This window comes from Natronorubrum texcoconense, assembly GCF_900100335.1.
GTDB lineage: Archaea > Halobacteriota > Halobacteria > Halobacteriales > Natrialbaceae > Natronorubrum > Natronorubrum texcoconense.
Genome location: NZ_FNFE01000001.1, coordinates 1 through 17,560 on the forward strand (window position 1 = coordinate 1; position 17,560 = coordinate 17,560).

A 17,560-nucleotide genomic window follows, 5' to 3' on the forward strand; every position below is an offset into this window, starting at 1 on the left:
TACTGTTCTACGGTGTCCTTCGAGACACTACCCGCCGTTCCGACGTAGTACGAGCGCGTCCATTTGATACGGTCGTCGTATCGCTGATTGTAGTACCGCGCGGAGATGCCCTTTAGCCAATTGACGAGCAACGACGGTTCGTTGCGCGGCGGACTTCCCACGAACAGGTGTACGTGGTCGGGCATGATTTCGACCTCTACGAGTTCGAGGTCTTTGTCGTCGCATATCTCCGCGAAGATGGTTTTGAGACGTTCTTTGGTTGCGCCCATCAGACGTGGCTCCCGGTACTTCGGGATGAACACTATGTGGTAGTAGAGTTCGTATTTCGCGTGACGGGTACTCTTCACCATCTATGCATACTATAATCAGATTGATACTTAAACGTGCCGACAGAACCCCGGCAGTGCTTTCGACGGCGGAAGATTAACGAGAATTACGGCGCGCATCCCCGCCCTGAAGGGCAAGGCTTTGCACCTGTTTCACGTAACCACGTGTTTCCCGACTCGGCCGGGTGATTCGACGACTGATTCACTAGCTGTTACCGTGTTGAATGTTACCGCTATTCAGAAAAGTAATATTACCCGCTACGCTTATTGAGTGGGGCTCACAGTGGCGAACATGGGCGACGAGTGGCGAGCAGTCGAAACCGAATCCGAGGTGATCTCGGACGAGCGGAGCGAACTCGAAGACGCGTTCGCCCGCGTCTCCGACGCCGTCTACACGCTGAATTCCGACCTGCGGTATACGCTCGTCAACGAGCGAGCCAGGTCCCTTTTCGACCGATCCGTGGCCGACGCAGTCGACGAACCCGCGGACGCAGATGGGGCCGAGGACGGTGTGGGGACTGGGCCCGTGACCGACCGCCTCGAGTCGCTGTTCGGCGATGCACACCAACGCGCGTTCGAACGCCAGCGACAGGTCACCGTCGACGCACACGACGAACGGATCGACCGCTGGTTCGAAGCGCGGTGTCATCCCGACGAGTCCGGCGTGACCGTTCTCGTCGCCGACGTCACCGAACGCAAGCGGCGCGAGCGGCAACTCGAGGAGGACAACCGGCGGCTCCGATCGATCTTCGAGGACGCACACGACGCGATCCTCGTCGGCGACGAGAACGAGATCGTCGCCGCCAACCCGGCCGCAAGCGACCTGTTAGGGATCGATCGGTCGGAAATCGCCGGCCGTTCGCTCAAGGAGTTTATCCACGCCGATCACGACGTCAGTTCGGCCTGGGAGACGTTTCTCGAGCAGGGGCGGCTCCGCGGTTCGTTCTCGCTGGTCCGACCCGACGGGACGGAACGGATCGTCGAGTACAACTCCGTCGCGAACGTGTTGCCCGGAACGCATCTCTCGATTCTCCGGGACGTTACCGAGGCCCGACGACGCGAGGGGGAACTCGAGCGCCATCGCGAGCGGCTGGCGGCGCTCGATCACGTCAACGGCGTCGTTCGCGAGATCAACGACGCCATCGTCACCGGATCCACGCGGGCCCACCTCGAGCGCGTCACCTGCGAGTCGTTGGCCGACTCGCCGTCCTACGAGTTCGCGTTCATCGCGGACGTCGACGCCAGATCGAAGTCGATCACTCACCGCGTCGAAGCGGGGATCGACGGCTACGTTCAGTCGATTCCCCTTTCGACTGCGTCCGACGATCCCGCCGGCCGCGGTCCGGCCGGAAAAGCGATTCGAACCAGGGAGATACAGGTGTCGAACGACGTCTTCGCGGACCCAGATTTCGAACCCTGGCGCGAGGACGCCCGCGAACACGGCTACGAGTCGGCCGCCGCAATCCCGATCGCGTACGACAGCGTGCTGTACGGCATCCTCGGGATCACCAGCGCACGTCGAAACGCGTTCAGCGACGAGGAGCGCGACGTCGTCGCCCAACTCGGCGAAATTTTGGGCCACGCCATCGCCGCTCTCGAGCGCAAACGAGTCCTGCTCGGCGACGAGCTGATCGAACTCGAACTCGTCATCGACGACGCCGTCGCGATGTTCGACGGCCCGGACATGACCGGCCACTCGGTCTGGTTCGACCGGGTCGTCCGGACCGGCGACGAACAGTACCTCGAGTACGGGAGAACGGCCGCCGAGACGTTTCCGCTGCTCGAGGAGATCGTCGAGCGCGTTCCCCACTGGAACGAGGTGTCGGTGCTTCAGCGAACAGCCGGCGACGTGAAGTTCGAGTTATCGATTACGTCTCCGCCGATGTTCGGGGTTATCGACGCCTACGGCGGCTACGTCGAGGCGGCGGCGATCCACGACGGCGAGTATACCACGACGGTCCACTTTCCGACCGGGACGGACGTCGGCGCCGTCATGGACGAGCTAACGGACGTCTATGCGAGCATCCAAACCGTCGCCCGGCGCCAGATCTCCCCCTCGAGCGAATCGCTGGACCAGCTCCAACACCAACTCGCCGAAGCGTTGACGGATCGGCAGCGAACCGCCCTCGAGATGGCCTACTACGGCGGCTACTTCGAGTGGCCTCGCGACAGTTCGGGTGAGGAGGTCGCCGACTCGATGGACGTGACGGCCGCCACGTTCCACGAACACCTCCGGGCGGCCCAGCACAAACTCATTGCGATGATCCTCGACGACGCGGAGACGGCCGGAGAACGGTCGACCGACGATCGCTGAGCGTCGCGACCGCGGCACACGTCGGCCGCGACGTACCGGGATTGATTACGTCCCCGTTCCACGTCCCACACATGCAAACCCACATCGTCCCGGTCGGCTTCGACTACGACCGGTTGATCGCGCCGCTGGTGCGCGATCAGATCGACGTCGACAGCGTCATCCTCCTCGAGGGTGCCGTCGGGAGCGAGGCCAACGTCGAGTACTCCCGGCACCTCTCGGAGAAACTCGAGACCGACTTCCGGAACCTGCTCGGGGCGAGCACGGAGCGATTCGTCCTCGAGGACGTCTACGACTACGACGCGGCCTTCGAGCAGGCCTACGAACTCATCACGGGCGAGCTCGACGCCGGGAACGAGGTCTGGGTGAACGTTGCCGCGATGCCCCGAACCGTGAGCTTCGCGTTCGCCAACGCCGCCCACTCGCTGATGGTCGAACGCCAGGAGGACCGCGAGGGGATCCACACCTACTACACGGCTCCAGAGAAGTACCTCGAGACGGAACTCGCCGAAGAGCTTCGCGAGCAGATCGCCATTCTCGAGGATCTGGGGGCGCAGGAAGCGGCTGTCGACGGCGATCGGATCGACGATCGGTTGGAGAGCGCCCGCGACCTCCTCTCGGAGTTCGACGAGCGAGGAACGACCATCGGGGCCAAGGAGATCGACGGTCGTCACATCGTCGAGCTACCGGTCGCCTCCTTCTCGAACGTCAAGCCCTTCGAGGAACTCATTCTCTACAAACTCGGCGAGGACGGCGAGTTCGACTCGGTCTCCGAACTGGCGGAATCGCTCGCCCGCGAACTCAACGAGGAGTACACCGACAGCTTCCGCTCGAAGGTCATCTACAACGTCGACCGGCTGGGTCCCGGCGGCAAGGGCTACATCGAGCGCGAGGAGCACGGGAAATCCTACCGAACCAGGCTCTCCCGGATCGGCGAGCTGTGGGTGCGAGCGCACTCCGACAGCGGTTCGGAGTCGTAGTACTGCGCGAAGTCGGGCGCTTTCGCGACCGTTCTCGAGCGCCAATGAGTGTCGATTGCCGTCGCGGACGAGCGGGTCCCCAACCCGGTTTCGGCCACGATACCTCAAGTAGATCGACGACGAAGGGCGTGGTACGGGACCATCCACCGATGACAGCAATCGACATCAACTGCGACATGGGCGAGAGTTTCGGCAACTGGACGATGGGACGCGACGACGAGGTGATGCCGTACATCACCTCCGCGAACATCGCCGGCGGCTACCACGCGGGCGACCCCCACGTCATGCGCGAGACCGTCGAACTCGCGGCGGAACACGACGTGGGGATCGGCATCCACCCCGGTCTGCCAGATAAGATGGGATTCGGCCGGCGAACGATGGACGCGACGCCCGAGGAGGTGCGCGATTACGTCGTCTACCAGTTAGGCGCCCTGCTGGCGTTCGCGAGACGCCACGGAGCGACGGTCCAGCACGTCAAACCCCACGGCGCGATGTACTCGATGCTCTCCGAGAGCGCGGACCACTGTCGGGCCGTCATGGAGGGCATCCTCGAGGTCGATCCCGATCTCGTCTACCTGGCGACCGATATGAACATCTACGAAGTCGCCGAGGAGTACGACGAACTGGACGCCGTCTTCGAGGGCTACGTCGACCTCGACTACAACCCCGATCGTACGCTGATCGTCGAGAAATCGGTCGAGCCGAAGGATCCCGAACTGGTCGCGGATCGCGTCGTCTCCATCGCGACCCGCGGCGAAGTCGAGGCCGTCGACGGCACGATGATCGACGTCCCCGCGTCGTCCATTTGTATTCACGGTGACGGACCGAATGCGGTCGAACTGCTCGAGTCGATCCACGAGCGACTCGAGGCGGAAGGAATCGAACTCGCACGCCTCGACGAACTGGTCTGAGACGGTTGGTGTAACGATACGCCGGCGGATCAGGCCTCGTCCAGCCCCTCGAACTGCTCGTCGAGGTACTTCGTCGTGTGCTCGCTGTCGACGAACGCGTCGTCCTCGAGCACCGCGAGGTGGAACGGAATCGTCGTCGAGATGCCCTCGATGTCGGTCTCTTCGAGGGCCCGTTTACTCCGTTCGAGCACCTCCGTTCGATCCTGGGCGGTCACGATGAACTTCCCGACGAGCGAATCGTAGAACGGACTGATCCGATCGTCCTGATTGACGCCGTCGTCGACGCGGACGCCCATTCCCGTTGGGGGTCGGTACGTCTCGAGGGTGCCTGGCGTCGGCGAAAAGTCGTTGTACGGGTCCTCGGCGTTGATTCGGAACTCCATCGCCGCTCCGCGGGTCTCCACCTCGTGCTGTTCGAACGAGAGTTCCTCGCCCGCGGCGACGCGGAACTGTTCTTTGACGATGTCGATTCCCGTCACCGCCTCGGTGACCGTATGTTCGACCTGAATCCGGGCGTTGACCTCGAGGAAGTAGAACTCGCCGTCCTCGTAGAGGAACTCGACCGTCCCGGCGTTACTGTAGCCGGCTTCGGCGACGCCGGATCGGGCGGACTCACAGAGCTCTTCTCGCGTCTCCTCGTCGAGCACCGGCGAGGGCGTCTCCTCGATGAGCTTCTGCTGGCGGCGTTGCACCGAGCAGTCCCGTTCGTAGAGGTGGCGGACGTTCCCGTGCTCGTCGCCGATGACCTGCACCTCGATGTGGCGCGGGTTCTCGAGGAAGCGCTCGACGTAGACCGCGTCGTTGTCGAAGTAGGCTTCTCCCTCGCGTTTCGCATTTTTGAAGGCTTCCTCGGCCTCCTCGGGAGTATCGACAACTTTCAACCCGCGGCCGCCACCGCCGCCGTCGGCCTTGATGGCGACCGGGTAGCCGTGTTCGTCGCCGAAGGCTTTCACCCGTTCCGGGTCGTCGATCGGTTCGTCGGTTCCGGGAACGATCGGGACGCCGGCGTCGGCCATGATGGCGCGCGCTTTCGTCTTCTCGCCGAAGTCGGCCATCGCGTCCGCCGGCGGCCCGATCCAGATGAACTCCGAGTCCTCGACGCGGCGGGCGAACGACTCGCTCTCCGCGAGGAAGCCGTAGCCCGGGTGGATCGCGTCGGCGCCGGTCTCGCTCGCCGCCTCGAGCAGCGACTCCTGGTCGAGATAGCTCTTGCCGGCGACGGAGGAGCCGACGTGGACGGCCTCGTCCGCGCGCCGGACGTGTTTGGCCGTCTCGTCGGCGTCGCTGTAGACGGCGACGGTGTCGATTCCGAGTTCGGTCGCCGCTTGCATCACGCGGACCGCGATTTCGCCGCGGTTCGCAACGAGTACTTTGGTGATCATTTATTGACAAATCCGCACTACAGCGACTCCTGAATGTCCGTAAGCAGTTCGTCTCGCTCGCGACGGATCTCGAGCGCCTCCTCGACGTCGACCGCGTTGAAGTCGACGGTGCTGTGGGTTCGACACTGCGAGAGCGCGCCGCGGTCGGGGCTGACGATCGTTCCGACGGTGGTGTAGCCGCCGCCGGTAACGGCGTCTCGCATCAGGATGATCGGCTGGCCGGCCATCTGGATGGAGCCGACGGGGTAGCCGAGGTCGACGACGTTGGTGACGTCCGTCCCGGCGCCGAACGGTTGCTCGCGCTCCTCGAACATATCCCTGATATCGGGCCCCTCGAACCGGTAGCCGACCCGGTCGGCCTCGTCGGAGACCTTCCAGTCGGCGTCGAGGAAGCGCTGTCGTCCCTCGTCGGTGAGCCGGTAGTCACAGAGCCCCATCACGACGTTGATCTCGTTGGTCGAGTAGTCCGGACGGTCCGCCTCGTCGATCGAGTTCCCGATCACGTCGTCGACGTCCGCCGAGGGCTCGCCGATGGGCAGTTCGTCGCCCGCCTCGAGCGATCGGCCTTCGTGACCACCGATGCCGATCAGGGTGTACGTCGATCGACTCCCCATCACCGGCACGATGTCGACGCCGCCGGCGACGGCGAGGTACGTTCGCGCGCCTTCGGTCGCGAACTCGAGACTGAGCGTGTCGCCGGCGTCGGCCTGCACGGCCGTCCACATCGGGACCGGCTCGTCCTCGAGTGTGGGCTCCATCTCCGCCCCCGTGACGGCGAAGACGGCGTCGTCCTCGAACTCGACGTCCGCGCCCATGTAGGTCATCTCGAGGGTCGCGTCGGATTCGTCGTTGCCGACGAGCCAGTTGCCCACTTTGTGTGCGAACTGGTCCATCGCGCCGGAGGGCGGCATGCCGATGTGATAGTGGCCGTGGCGGCCGGTGTCCTGGACCGTCGTGACGAGTCCGCCGTCGAGAATCCGCATTACTCGAGCACCTCCAGGAGCCGCTCGTTGTAGCCGTCCGGGTCCTCGAAGAACGCCTGGGGCTCGAAGTCGACTCGATCGTAGTTGTACTCGTAGCTGCCGTCCTCCACCTCCTCGCGGATCGCGTCGTACTCCTCGCGGTCGATCTGCCGGAAGTTGAGGATGTCGCCCGGGTTGGGGAGCACCATCGACTCTTCGAACGCCGACAGCTCCTGGTCGACGTCGAGCACTTCGACGGGCGTTCGACCGTAGAGCTGGTAGCCGCCGGCCCCGGGGACGGGGTAGATAGCCGTAAATGCGCCGCCGAAGCCGATCGCTCGACTCGGCGTCGCGGTTCGGGGCTGTTCGTACTTCGGCACCTCGATCTGCTCGTCGCGGGGGACCATCTGGAAACAGAAGGGCAGTCCGGGGACGAAGCCGATCATCGTCACCATGTGCGGCGCGCCCGAGTGGTGGTCGACGAACGCCTCGACGGAGTCGAAGCCGTTGAGTTCCGCGGAGTACTCGAGGTCCGTTGCATCCGGATCCTGGTGGCGCTCCCGGAAGTCCATCAGCGTGTCGTGGGTCCACGGATCGTCGTAGAAGACCGGTATGTCGAACACGCGGGCCTCCCACTGGTAGTCGGAGACGTCGATCTCGTCCTCGAGCGATTTCAGCTCCTCGATCAGTTCGTCGGGGTGCAACACGGCCGGATCGAACTGGATCAGATAGGAGGCGTTCGACGGTGCGACTTCGACGAGTCCCTCGAGACTGTTCTGGCGGATCTCCTGCGTGATCGCCTGCGCCTTGAAGTTCGCGTCGAAGCTCATCGCCTCGTCGAGTTCGACGAACACCCAGTCGTCCCCGCCGTACTCGTACCGCGGCGACGGAAGCTCTTGCCTCGTTATCGTTTGCTCGCTCATCCTATTTCCCAAGAGAACGGTTACCACTGTATAGATGCCGACTAGAGTCGGACGAGAAACGTACTAAAACAATTACACGAGTTCGTAAACTATGGTGACTGATGTGTTTACAATGATGTTCGGGGAGGTATAGGTTTGTCAAAACCTATATGCTCGGAGACCCTATCGAATAGTAAGATTTCATAAATGACGACAGAACACATCCAGTCACCGATGCCCGGCGTCTTCTACACGCGTCCCGATCCGGACGACCCGACGTTCGTCGACGAAGGCGACGAGGTTTCGGAGGGGGACGTCGTCGGGCTGGTCGGCGTCATGAAGAACTTCCACGACATCACCGCGCCGGCGGACGGCACGGTCACCGAGTTCGTCGCGGAGAACGAACAGGAAGTCGACGCCGGCGACGAGCTGCTGGTTCTCGAGACCAACTGACGCCCGTTTCCATCGGTGGAGACCTACACACCGTCGTCGCCGTGTCTTCGGTCACAGTCGCCCATTCTCGAGCGAACGCAACACTACCGAACGGCACTCACTGACCAACGTCTAGCACGTCGTACAGCGCGCGCTCGGTATCGATCGTCAGCAGGTGCTCGCGATACTCGGCGCTGGCCTGTACGTCCGAGACGAACGCGTCGGCGTCCAGCGCGGTGCCCGCCTCGGCCGCCGCCGCGGTGATCGTCTCCTCGCTCACCGCACTCCCCTCGAGTTCGTCCTCCACACCCGACAGTCTCGCAGGCGTCGTCGTCGCACCGGTGACGGCGACTCGAGCCGCCTCGATCGTCTCGTCGTCAGTACGCAGCCAGACGCCGACGCCGACCATCGCGTAGCCCGAGAGCGGGTCTCGGCGCTTGCGGTAGCCGCTCACGGCGTCGTCGTCGGTCGGAATTCGAACCGCAGTGACGATCTCGTCGTCGGCGACCGCCGTCTCGAACGGCCCCTCGAAAAGCTCGGCGGCGTCGATCGTTCGCTCGCCGTCCGAGCCGCGAACCTCGAGCGAGCCCTCGAGCGCGAGGAGGGCGGCCGGCGGATCCGAGCGCGGATCGCCGTGGGCGAGATTGCCGCCGATCGTGCCGCCGTTTCGGACCGGCGGATCGCCCAACTCGGAGGCGGCGTCGGCGAGCGCGGCCGCGTGTTCGCGGACGATTTCCGAGTCGGCGATCTCGGCGTGGGTGGCGAGTGCGCCGACCGAAATGCTTCCGCCGTCCGACGATTCGATCGCGTCGAGCCCGTTCAACTGTCCGATATCGACGAGCGCCGGCGGCGACTCGTCCCCGGTCTTCATCCGCGGCAGCAATCCGTGCGCGCCGGCGACCAGTTCGGCGCCGTCGTGGTCGCCGAGCAGTTCGACCGCCTCCCCCACGCTGTCGGCGCGGTAGTAGTCGAAGTCGTTCGTGTACATCAGTTGTCACCCCCGGTGGCCCGCCAGACCGACTCCGGCGTGATCGGCATGTCGAGGTGGTCGACGCCGAACGGCTCGAGCGCGTCCGCGACGGCCGAGACGATCGTCGGCGCCGCCGCGATGGTCGCCGACTCGCCGACGCCTTTCACCCCGATGGGGTTGTGCGGGCTCGGCGTCACCGTGTTGTCCGTCTCGAAGTCGGGCAACTGCGTCGCGTGCGGGACGACGTACTCGTCCATCCGACGGGTTCGGAGGTGACCGTCGTCGTCGTACGCCGCCCCTTCGTAGAGCGCGGCGCCGATCCCCTGTGCGATCCCGCCGTGGACCTGCCCCTCGACGATCATCGGGTTGATGATCTCGCCGCAGTCGTCGACCGCGACGTAGCGTTCGATCTCGATCTCGCCCGTCTCCGGTTCGACCTCGACGACCGCGACGTGCGTACCGAAGGGGTAGGTGAAGTTCTCCGGGTCGTAGAAGTTCGTCTCCTCGAGCCCCGGATCCATCCCCTCCGGCAGGTCGTGGCCGAGGTAGGCCTCGTGGGCGATGGTCTGGATGTGCAGCGAGCGATCCGGCGCGCCGGCGACGTGAAACTCGCCGTCGTCGAACTCGATGTCGTCGACGCTGGTCTCGAGTTGGTGTGCCGCGATCCGACGGGCCTTCTCCCGGACCTCGCGCGCGCCGCGGGCGATGGAGCCGCCGCCGACCGAGGCGCTGCGACTCCCGTAGGTGCCCATCCCCTGTGGAATTCGATCCGTGTCGCCCTCGACGACCGTCACGTCGTCGACGGAGACGCCCAGTTCTTCGGCCGCGACCTGGGCGTATGTCGTTCGGTGGCCCTGTCCCTGATCCGCCGTTCCCGCGAGGACGGTCACCGATCCCGTCGAGTCGAAGCGCACGATCGAACTCTCCCAGCCGCCGGCCTGCGCGCCGAGGTCGCCCGCGAGTCCCGAGGGCGAGAGCCCGGCCGATTCGATGAAGCTGCCGATCCCGATGCCGATGTATCGGCCCTCGTCTCGAAGCTCACGCTGGCGCTCGCGTAACTCCTCGTAGTCGACGTGCTCGAGCGCCAGATCCATCGCGCGCTCGTACTCGCCGCTGTCGTAGACCAGCGCGGCCGCCGATTCGTAGGGAAACTCGTCCGGTGGGACGAGGTTTCGCCGACGCAGTTCGGCCGGGTCCATCTCGAGTTCCCGCGCGGCGACGTCGACGAGCCGTTCGATCACGTAGATCCCTTCGGCTCGCCCCGCACCGCGGTAGGCGTCGACGGGCGTCGTGTTCGTGAACGCGCCGACGACGCGGCAGTGGATGGCGGGGATCGTGTACTGGCCGGAGAGGACGGTCGCGTACAGATAGGATGGCGTCGCCGTTCCGAACTGCGAGAGCTGCGCGCCCAGTCCGGCGTGCGTTTCGACGCGAACGCCGCGAATCGTCCCGTCGTCGTCGAGCGCGATTTCGCCGGTCGTCACGTGATCGCGACCGTGGCAGTCGGTCAGGTAGCTCTCCGAGCGCGTCGCCTGCCACTTCACCGGCCGCCCGAGTTGCATCGAGCACCAGGCCGTCACGGCCTCGTCCGGGTAGTGGTAGATCTTGCTCCCGAAGCCGCCGCCGACCTCGGGGGCGATCACCTGAATCTTGTTCTCCGGGAGTCCGAGCGTCCCCGCCGAGAGCAGCATTCGATGCAGGTGGGGGTTCTGACTCGTCATCCAGAGACGGAGCTTCCCCGTCGCCTCCTCCCAGTCGGCGAGGGCCGCTCGCGGCTCCATCGCGTTCGGGATGAGACGCGGTTGTCGAAGGTCGACGCTCGCGACGCGGTCGGCGTCGGCGAACGCCTCGTCGGTCGCGTCCGCGTCCCCGAGTTCGAAGTCGAACGCGACGTTGTCCTCGGCCTCGTCGTGGACCGGCGGAACGTCGCGCTCGACGGCGTCGACCGGATCGGTGACGTGCTCGAGTTCCTCGTACTCGACGTGAATGTGCTCGAGGGCGTCGGAGGCCGCGTGTCGAGTCTCCGCGACGACGGCGGCGACGGGGGTCCCCTCGTGGCGAACTTTGTCCGTGGCGAGCATGCGGTACTGGGGCTGGACGAGCCCGGGGAGGTCCCACGCGGTCGGGATCGTGTTCGGAACGCCGCTTTCGACGACGTCCTCGCCGGTGAACACCGCGAGCACGCCCTCCATCGCTTCCGCGTCACTGGTGTCTATACTCTCGATTCGCGCGTGAGCGTGGTCGGAGCGCCGAATCGCCAGGTGGGTCGTTCCGCGCAGGGAGATATCGTCGGTGTACTCCCCGGACCCGGTCAGCAGCGGAACGTCCTCGCCGCGTTCGATCGCGGCGCCGAAGGCCCCGCTGCCATCACCGTCGGATGCTCCGCTCGCGTCCGCGTCGCTCATCGTTGCTCACCCAACTGGTCCGCCGTGGCTTCGATCGCGTCGACGATGTTGTGGTAGCCGGTGCATCGACAGAGGTTCCCTTCGATGGCGTCCCGGATCTCCTCGCGCGACGGATCCTCGTTCTCCCGCAGGAACGTGTCGGCGGACATGAGCATCCCAGGCGTGCAGTAGCCACACTGGAGCCCGTGATTCTCCTGAAACTGCTCCTGCAGGGTCGACAGTTCGCCGTCGTCGGCGAGTCCCTCGACCGTCTCGATCTCCGCGCCGTCGGACTGGACGGCAAACCGCGTACAGGATTTGATCGTCTCGCCGTCGACTCTGACGGTACAGGCGCCGCATCGCCCGGTCTCACAGCCGACGTTCGCCCCGGTGTAGCCGAGTTCCTCTCGGAGCGCCGAGACGAGCAGCGTTCGTGGTTCGACCGTCAGTTCGTGGTGTGTGCCGTTGACTGTTACAGAAATATTGTGTTCTGACATTATTACTCCCGGAGCGTTCGGTCGGCTCCGTCCCGAGTATTGTTTCCAACCCTCGCGTTAGAAACTCACATGCTATGCACACCGCATCGAGGTAAATAGGTTTGTGACCGAAATCACCGCCTCCGACCGTCATCGAACCGGACATATCACTCGCGAATCTCGTACCACTCGTGAATTGCACCACTCGGCGCGCGGTCGATGGTGCAGACGACACCCGAACCGTCAGTCGCCGGCGACGGGCCAGTTGGGGGCGATCGAATCTTTCGAACTGAGTCGAAAAAGCGCTCCTTAGCGTGCTCGAGCCAGTACGCGCTCCCGGAGTACGAGCAGACACGGCAGGACGGTGAGGCAGGCGACGAACGCGAAGACGATACTCAGCCCCGTCACCAGCCCGAACCGCTGAAGCGGCGGTGCGAGCGCGAGCGCGAGGACCCCGAAGCCGGCCGCCGTCGTGGCCGCGCTGCCGAGGAGCGCGCCGCCGGTACCCGTAATCGTCGCGGCGAGGGTCTCCTCGAGCGACTCCCGCTCTTCTCGTTCCGCAATAAACCGCTCGCCGACGTGGATGCTGTAGTCGACCCCGAGACCGATCGCGAGACTGGTGATGACGGCCGTCTCGCTGTTGAACGGCAGGTCGAGCAGCGCCATCGCGCCGAGCAGCCACGCGAGGGCGGCGACCACGGGCGCGAGCGTGACCGCGCCCAGCGAGAGCGCACGGTGGCGAACCCAGTAGAGGACCGTCAGGAACGTCAGGATGACCACGAGCGTGACCGCAAAGGCCTGGACGAGCGTCTCGAGGAGGGCGTCTTGGACGACGGCGGTCGTCACGGGGCCGCCAGCCGCGACTGCGGTGACTGGCCCGTTGCTTTGGATCGCGGCCGCGAGGTCACGAGTGTCGTCGGCGACGGTCTGTGCGGCCGCGTCACCCTGGACGCTGACCAGCAGCCGGGACGTCTCGTAGCTCCCGTCGTCGGTCCGGTAGATTACCTCGGAGGCACGGTCCGGATCGACGTCGAACAACACGTCGTAAAAGCCGTCGACGTCCTCGTTTGGCAGGTCGTCGCCGGTCGTATCGCGCTCCTCGAGGGCGGCCGCGACGCTCTCGTTCTCGCTCGCGAGTTCGCGGATGACCGATGGCGGCCCCTCGATCGCTGCAGCGCCGCCCGGTCGAACGATGATCGTACTATCGTCGCCGACCCCGCTGATCGCGTCGTCCATCGCGACGAGCGCGTCGGGATCGGTCACGTCGCCACGTATCAGTATCTGTGTTTGACTTCCCTCGCCGCGTTCGGCGAAGTTCGCGCCGAGGTAGGCGGCGTCGTCGCTGATCGTGTACGTGTCCGGCGCCAGCGGCCCGGGGAGGGACTTCGCCCACTCGGGGGCGTCTTCGGGGAGGAAATCGGCCTGATTGAATTCCGTATCGATCGTCGTCGCGCCGTAGGCGCCGCCGGTCGCGAGCAAGAATCCGACCAGCACGACCGCAAGCGGCGCGCGGCGAGCGAGCGCCACGAATCGCGATAGGACGCGGTTGACGACGCTCGTGCCCGTTCCGAACGGCTGTTTCGCTCGATTTCGTCCGAACCGACCCTCGAGCACGTCGTCGACCTCGACCTTGAGCGCCGGGACGAGGACGGCGAAGGCGACGAACGTCGCGAGAATGCCGCCGGCGCTCAGTACTGCGAAGTCCTGAATCGCCGGGAGCGGACTGACCACGTTCGAGAGGAAGCCGACGCCCGTCGAGACCGTCGCGGCTCCGAGCGCGAGGACGACGCCCGACAGTCCGAGCGTCATGCCGGCCCGCGTCCCGACGAGGCCGCCGTCCGACTCTCGTGGGTGTTCCGTTTCCGTCCCGTTTTCGCCGTTCTCCGCCGCCAACGCTTCCGTTTCCTCGAGTTCCCCCGCTCTGGCCTCCCGATACCGCATCACGACGTGGAGCGCGTAGTCGATGCTCAGCCCGATCAGGAGGAAGGGGACGGCGATGAGCAGTTGACTCGAGGGGACCTCGAGCCAGCCCTGAATACCCGCGAGCCAGGCCATGACGACAGCGATGCCGAAGACCGCGATGAGTACGTCGACGACGTCCCGGTACGTGACCGCGAGGACGCCGAGGACGAGCACGAGCGCGACGGGCGTGATGATCGCGAAGCTGTCGCCGACGGCGCTCGCGGAGGCCGCGTCCGTAACTCCCTGGCCGAAGAGGAACGCGTCGTCGAAGCGCTCGTCGACGAGCGCGTCGATTTCGACCTGCGCGTCGTAGGTCGCCTGTGGCACCTCGTCAGGGCCGCTCTCGTCGACCTGGAAGATGAATGTGATCCGCGACTCGGCCTCGGTCTCGCCCGGCTCGTAGCTGGTTGGGAGGAACTCGTAGGCGTCCTCACCGCCCTGATCGCTGTCGGGATCGAGCACGTCCGCGAGCAACGCTTCGACCTCTTCGTCCGAGCGCGACTCGAGGGCCTCGATCCCCTCCTCGAGCGTCGGCTGGCTCGTATCCGGCGGGCCGTTCGCCGCCGCGGCCCGATCCTCGAACACCGCGCCCGTCGCGACGATGTTCTCGAGCCCGACGAACCCTTGGTCGTCGAGCGTCGCGTTCAGGTCGTCGTCTTCGCGTACCTCCTGCTGAAGGTATAGTCCCTCGAGCAGCGAGTCGCGAGTCAGCACGTCGCCGCCGTCGTCGCGGACGACGAGTTGTGCGATGACGCCGTCGTCGGTGCCGTAGGTTTCGTCGATCTCTGTCAACGCCTCGGTCTCTTCGGAGTCGGTCTCGAAGTCGCCGATTTCCCCGTCCTCGCTCTCACCGATCACGGCACCGGCCGCGACGACGGCGGTGAGCAACAGGACCAGCACGACGACGAGGCGGCTGTGAGAGACGACGAGATCAGCATACCGCTGCCCCAATCCTCCGCTCATCGACTCTCCGTCCCTCCCCTTCCGTCACGCCACGCGACTCGGTGATAACGTGGAGCGGCGACCCGCGGTCTCGCGTTCATTGCAGCATATTCGAACCGGGAGAGCCATAGGGGTTCGGATCGAAACCGATGTTGTATAATCCGATACCGATTATGAACACGGACATCGACCGCGAACGCGGCGTGCTCAGCCCGGCCGACCGAGCCTACCTGCTGGGCGACCGAGAGATGAGCCACGAACAGTCGAAGCGAAACGCCGAGGCGCGCATCCGACGCCGGATTCACGCTTCCACGGTCGATTTCGACCTCCTCCTCCACACGTTGCCCGAGAAGGACCGGAAGCAGGTGTTCGAGCGGACCACGACCGACGCGGCGTTTCTGGACGGTCTCCGGGCAATGGTCGCCTTCGTCTACCTCGGCACCGAGCGGTACGGCGTCGACTTCGAGGAGATCCTCACACCCGCCGTCAGGAGTTCCGAGGAGTACCTCGCCGCGACCGACCGGGACGAAACCGTCTCCGTCGACGTGACCTTCGACGTCGAGACGACGGTCGAATCGTCGCTCGAGGGGATCACCGAACGACTGGACGCGGGCGACCCGGTGACGCCGCGAGAGCTGTTTTCGATCGTCATGCAGGGGACGTACGACGCGACCCGGCACGACCGCATTCGCGTGGTCAGCGTCGACGGCGACGACAGCGGACCGTCGCTCGAGCGACTGGCGACGTACCTCGACGGCGACCTCGAGCGCGTTTCGGACGGGATCGCGGTTATTCGTTTGAGCGAGTAGGGTCGTCTGTGGCTTCCGCCGGAGGGCCGAGTCGACGGACGACGACCGCGAAGGGGTCGTAGCCGTCCTCGAGTGCGAGTCGCGCGAACCGGCCCCAGAGACGAGCGAGCGCGTTGAGGGCGTGGAACGTGCCGAACAGCAGACCGATTCCGAGTACGGCGACCGCGAGCGCCTGCGGGAGGGTCGAAATCTCCCAGTAGCCGACGGTGAACACGGCGTCGACGCTGACGAGCAGATAGTCCCAGCCGAGATGCAGCGTCTGGTGAATCTCGGGCGCACGATCCGACACGGTACCGACGTACAGCCCCGGCTGGTCGTAGTAGAGCGGGACCGTGAGCATGGCAATCGCGGTCGACAAGCCGGTACCGACGAGCACGAACGAGACGACACCGAGCGCGAATTTTACGGGGAGATACAGCACGGCCGTCCACGTCTTTCGGTGAGTCGCGAGCGAGCGAATCCGCTCGGTGTGCGTGTCCCCATCGGGGCTCGTCCGCGGCTCGATTTCGACGTTCAGCAGCGTAGCCGTCAACCACCGATCGAAGCCGGCGAGCGCGAGCGAAGCGACGACCACGGCGGCCAGCAGCGGAATCCCGACGAGGATAATCGAGAGTCCGACGCCGAGTGAAACCCCCGTCACGACGAACACGAAGTAGGCGATGCCCAGCGGAAAGGCGAGCAACAGATAGGCCAGATTCAGGTACGTCCGGCGCCGGAACGGCACCGCGACGAATCGCTTGAGCCCCGCCGCCGCTCGTCCGAGGTGGCCGTCGGCAAGTGTCGTCGCGGTGCGCGCCATTCGGCCGTGAGTGCTCCCCGCGAAAAAATAAACGTTCGCCATCTGACGAAACGGGATCGGACGTACCGCGATCCCCGCCGTTTTCCTCCCGGTTAGGACAGCGACGACACGTCGACTCCGCCCGTCGTCGTCTCGAGTCGCAGCGTCGGCCCGCCGTCGCCCAGCGTTCCCGTCACGAGGTCGTCCTCTCGCGTCTCGTCGGTCAACTCGAGGCCGGCGACGTCGACCTCGCCCGTGCCGGTACTCGCGTGAAGTTCGGCGTCGAGATTCGGATCGACGGCGGCGGAGACGCCGCCGGTCGTCGTGCTGATCGTCGTATCGCCGTCGATCGCGGGCACGTCGGTTGCGACCCGGCCCGTGGTCGTGTGGACGTCCGCGACCCCCTCGACGTCGCGGATCTCGATCTCGCCGGTACTCGCCCGCGCGCCGACCGTTCCGTCGACGTTAGAGACCTCGATCTCCCCCGTCGTCGCCTCGATCGTCGGATCGCCGGTCACCTCCGCCACCCTGACGCGGCCGACGCTCGCTTCGATTCGCTCGACCGTCAGCGCCTCGGGAATCTCGAGATCGAGGTTCATCGTTGGCTGGCTCTCGAACCAGCCGACGCTGCCCGTCCACTCCGAGCGGATCTCGAGGGTTCCGCCGTCGGTTTCGGTTCGGAGTTCGAGCTCCTCGAGGTCGGTTCGAATCGAACTCGCCTGCTTTTCGATATCGAGATCGATGTCGTCGCGGTCGGTACCGACGACCGTAATTTCGCCCACGTTGCCGTAGACGGCGAGTCGGTCCGCGTCCGCCGACGAGAGCGTTTCGTGCGCCTCGATCCGCCGGCCGACCAGCGGTGTCATCCCGCTACAGCCCGCGAGTGCCGACAGCAGGCCCGCCCCCGCGGCCCCGAGCAGCGTTCGTCTCGACGTCTGCGCGCTCATAGTATCATCCAGAACGTGATACCACGTTAACCCGATCGGTCGACTGTCGGCGGCCCAACCGGACCCCGGAATTTTTATACGAGAAC

At 65.3% G+C, this 17,560-nt stretch carries 15 protein-coding genes; 5 read left to right on the forward strand and 10 right to left on the reverse strand.

The genetic code is table 11. From position 1 onward, the window contains the following. Positions 1–350: IS200/IS605 family transposase (tnpA, locus tag BLT08_RS00005; protein ID WP_090302767.1), on the reverse strand; the 350-nt coding region annotated here is incomplete at its 3' end. Between the two features lie 268 nt (positions 351–618). Here tnpA and BLT08_RS00010 point away from each other — a divergent pair. The 3 genes from BLT08_RS00010 to BLT08_RS00020 all read left to right on the forward strand — a co-directional run bounded on the left by BLT08_RS00010 (position 619) and on the right by BLT08_RS00020 (position 4,528). Next, positions 619–2,640 carry a bacterio-opsin activator domain-containing protein gene (locus BLT08_RS00010; RefSeq protein WP_090302768.1) on the forward strand — a complete coding sequence of 674 codons (2,022 nt, stop codon included), beginning with the start codon at positions 619–621 and terminating at the stop codon, positions 2,638–2,640. 71 nt (positions 2,641–2,711) lie between these two features. After that, a complete protein-coding gene (locus BLT08_RS00015; RefSeq protein ID WP_090302769.1) occupies positions 2,712–3,617 on the forward strand; it encodes an HFX_2341 family transcriptional regulator in 906 nt (301 codons plus the stop codon). Positions 3,618–3,766: 149 nt separating this feature from the next. Beyond that, positions 3,767–4,528: a LamB/YcsF family protein gene (locus BLT08_RS00020; protein ID WP_090302770.1), complete on the forward strand. Its 762-nt coding sequence runs from the start codon at positions 3,767–3,769 to the stop codon at positions 4,526–4,528. Between the two features lie 29 nt (positions 4,529–4,557). Here BLT08_RS00020 and BLT08_RS00025 read toward each other — a convergent pair whose 3' ends face one another. From BLT08_RS00025 to BLT08_RS00035, 3 genes are read right to left on the reverse strand one after another with little or no spacing between them, the layout of a single operon-like run. Further along, entirely contained in the window at positions 4,558–5,910 is a 1,353-nt protein-coding gene (locus BLT08_RS00025) for an acetyl-CoA carboxylase biotin carboxylase subunit (RefSeq protein ID WP_090302771.1), read from the reverse strand. Positions 5,911–5,927: 17 nt separating this feature from the next. Then, positions 5,928–6,893: a 5-oxoprolinase subunit C family protein gene (locus BLT08_RS00030; RefSeq protein WP_090302772.1), complete on the reverse strand. Its 966-nt coding sequence runs from the start codon at positions 6,891–6,893 to the stop codon at positions 5,928–5,930. After that, complete coding sequence (locus tag BLT08_RS00035) at positions 6,893–7,795, reverse strand: 5-oxoprolinase subunit B family protein (protein WP_090302773.1); 903 nt, start codon at positions 7,793–7,795, stop codon at positions 6,893–6,895. Before BLT08_RS00035 ends, BLT08_RS00030 begins: the two co-directional genes overlap by 1 nt. Positions 7,796–7,981: 186 nt before the next feature. Between BLT08_RS00035 and BLT08_RS00040 the strand changes: the two genes are divergently transcribed. Continuing rightward, a complete protein-coding gene (locus tag BLT08_RS00040; protein ID WP_090302774.1) occupies positions 7,982–8,227 on the forward strand; it encodes an acetyl-CoA carboxylase in 246 nt (81 codons plus the stop codon). Positions 8,228–8,324: 97 nt separating this feature from the next. On the opposite strand, the gene BLT08_RS00045 is transcribed toward BLT08_RS00040, so the two are convergent. The 4 genes from BLT08_RS00045 to BLT08_RS00060 form a co-directional block, all read right to left on the reverse strand. Further along, positions 8,325–9,194, reverse strand: coding sequence for an FAD binding domain-containing protein (locus BLT08_RS00045; RefSeq protein ID WP_090302775.1), 870 nt, complete (start codon positions 9,192–9,194; stop codon positions 8,325–8,327). Further along, on the reverse strand, positions 9,194–11,581 hold the full coding sequence (locus tag BLT08_RS00050; RefSeq protein ID WP_090302776.1) for a xanthine dehydrogenase family protein molybdopterin-binding subunit: 2,388 nt from the start codon (positions 11,579–11,581) through the stop codon (positions 9,194–9,196). The genes BLT08_RS00045 and BLT08_RS00050 overlap by 1 nt, the downstream gene beginning before the upstream one ends. Further along, entirely contained in the window at positions 11,578–12,057 is a 480-nt protein-coding gene (locus tag BLT08_RS00055; RefSeq protein WP_090302777.1) for a (2Fe-2S)-binding protein, read from the reverse strand. The genes BLT08_RS00050 and BLT08_RS00055 overlap by 4 nt, the downstream gene beginning before the upstream one ends. 288 nt (positions 12,058–12,345) lie before the next feature. After that, positions 12,346–14,961: an efflux RND transporter permease subunit gene (locus BLT08_RS00060; protein WP_090302778.1), complete on the reverse strand. Its 2,616-nt coding sequence runs from the start codon at positions 14,959–14,961 to the stop codon at positions 12,346–12,348. 152 nt (positions 14,962–15,113) lie between these two features. Between BLT08_RS00060 and BLT08_RS00065 the strand changes: the two genes are divergently transcribed. Continuing rightward, positions 15,114–15,749 carry a DUF8102 family protein gene (locus tag BLT08_RS00065; protein ID WP_090302779.1) on the forward strand — a complete coding sequence of 212 codons (636 nt, stop codon included), beginning with the start codon at positions 15,114–15,116 and terminating at the stop codon, positions 15,747–15,749. Here the strand turns inward: BLT08_RS00065 and BLT08_RS00070 are convergent. Continuing rightward, on the reverse strand, positions 15,730–16,548 hold the full coding sequence (locus BLT08_RS00070) for a sensor domain-containing protein (RefSeq protein WP_245724116.1): 819 nt from the start codon (positions 16,546–16,548) through the stop codon (positions 15,730–15,732). The two genes, BLT08_RS00065 and BLT08_RS00070, sit on opposite strands and share 20 nt — an antisense overlap. 92 nt (positions 16,549–16,640) lie before the next feature. Next, positions 16,641–17,474 (reverse strand): DUF4097 family beta strand repeat-containing protein, encoded by an 834-nt coding sequence (locus BLT08_RS00075; RefSeq protein ID WP_090302781.1) that lies wholly within the window; start codon positions 17,472–17,474, stop codon positions 16,641–16,643. Positions 17,475–17,560 lie beyond the last annotated feature (86 nt).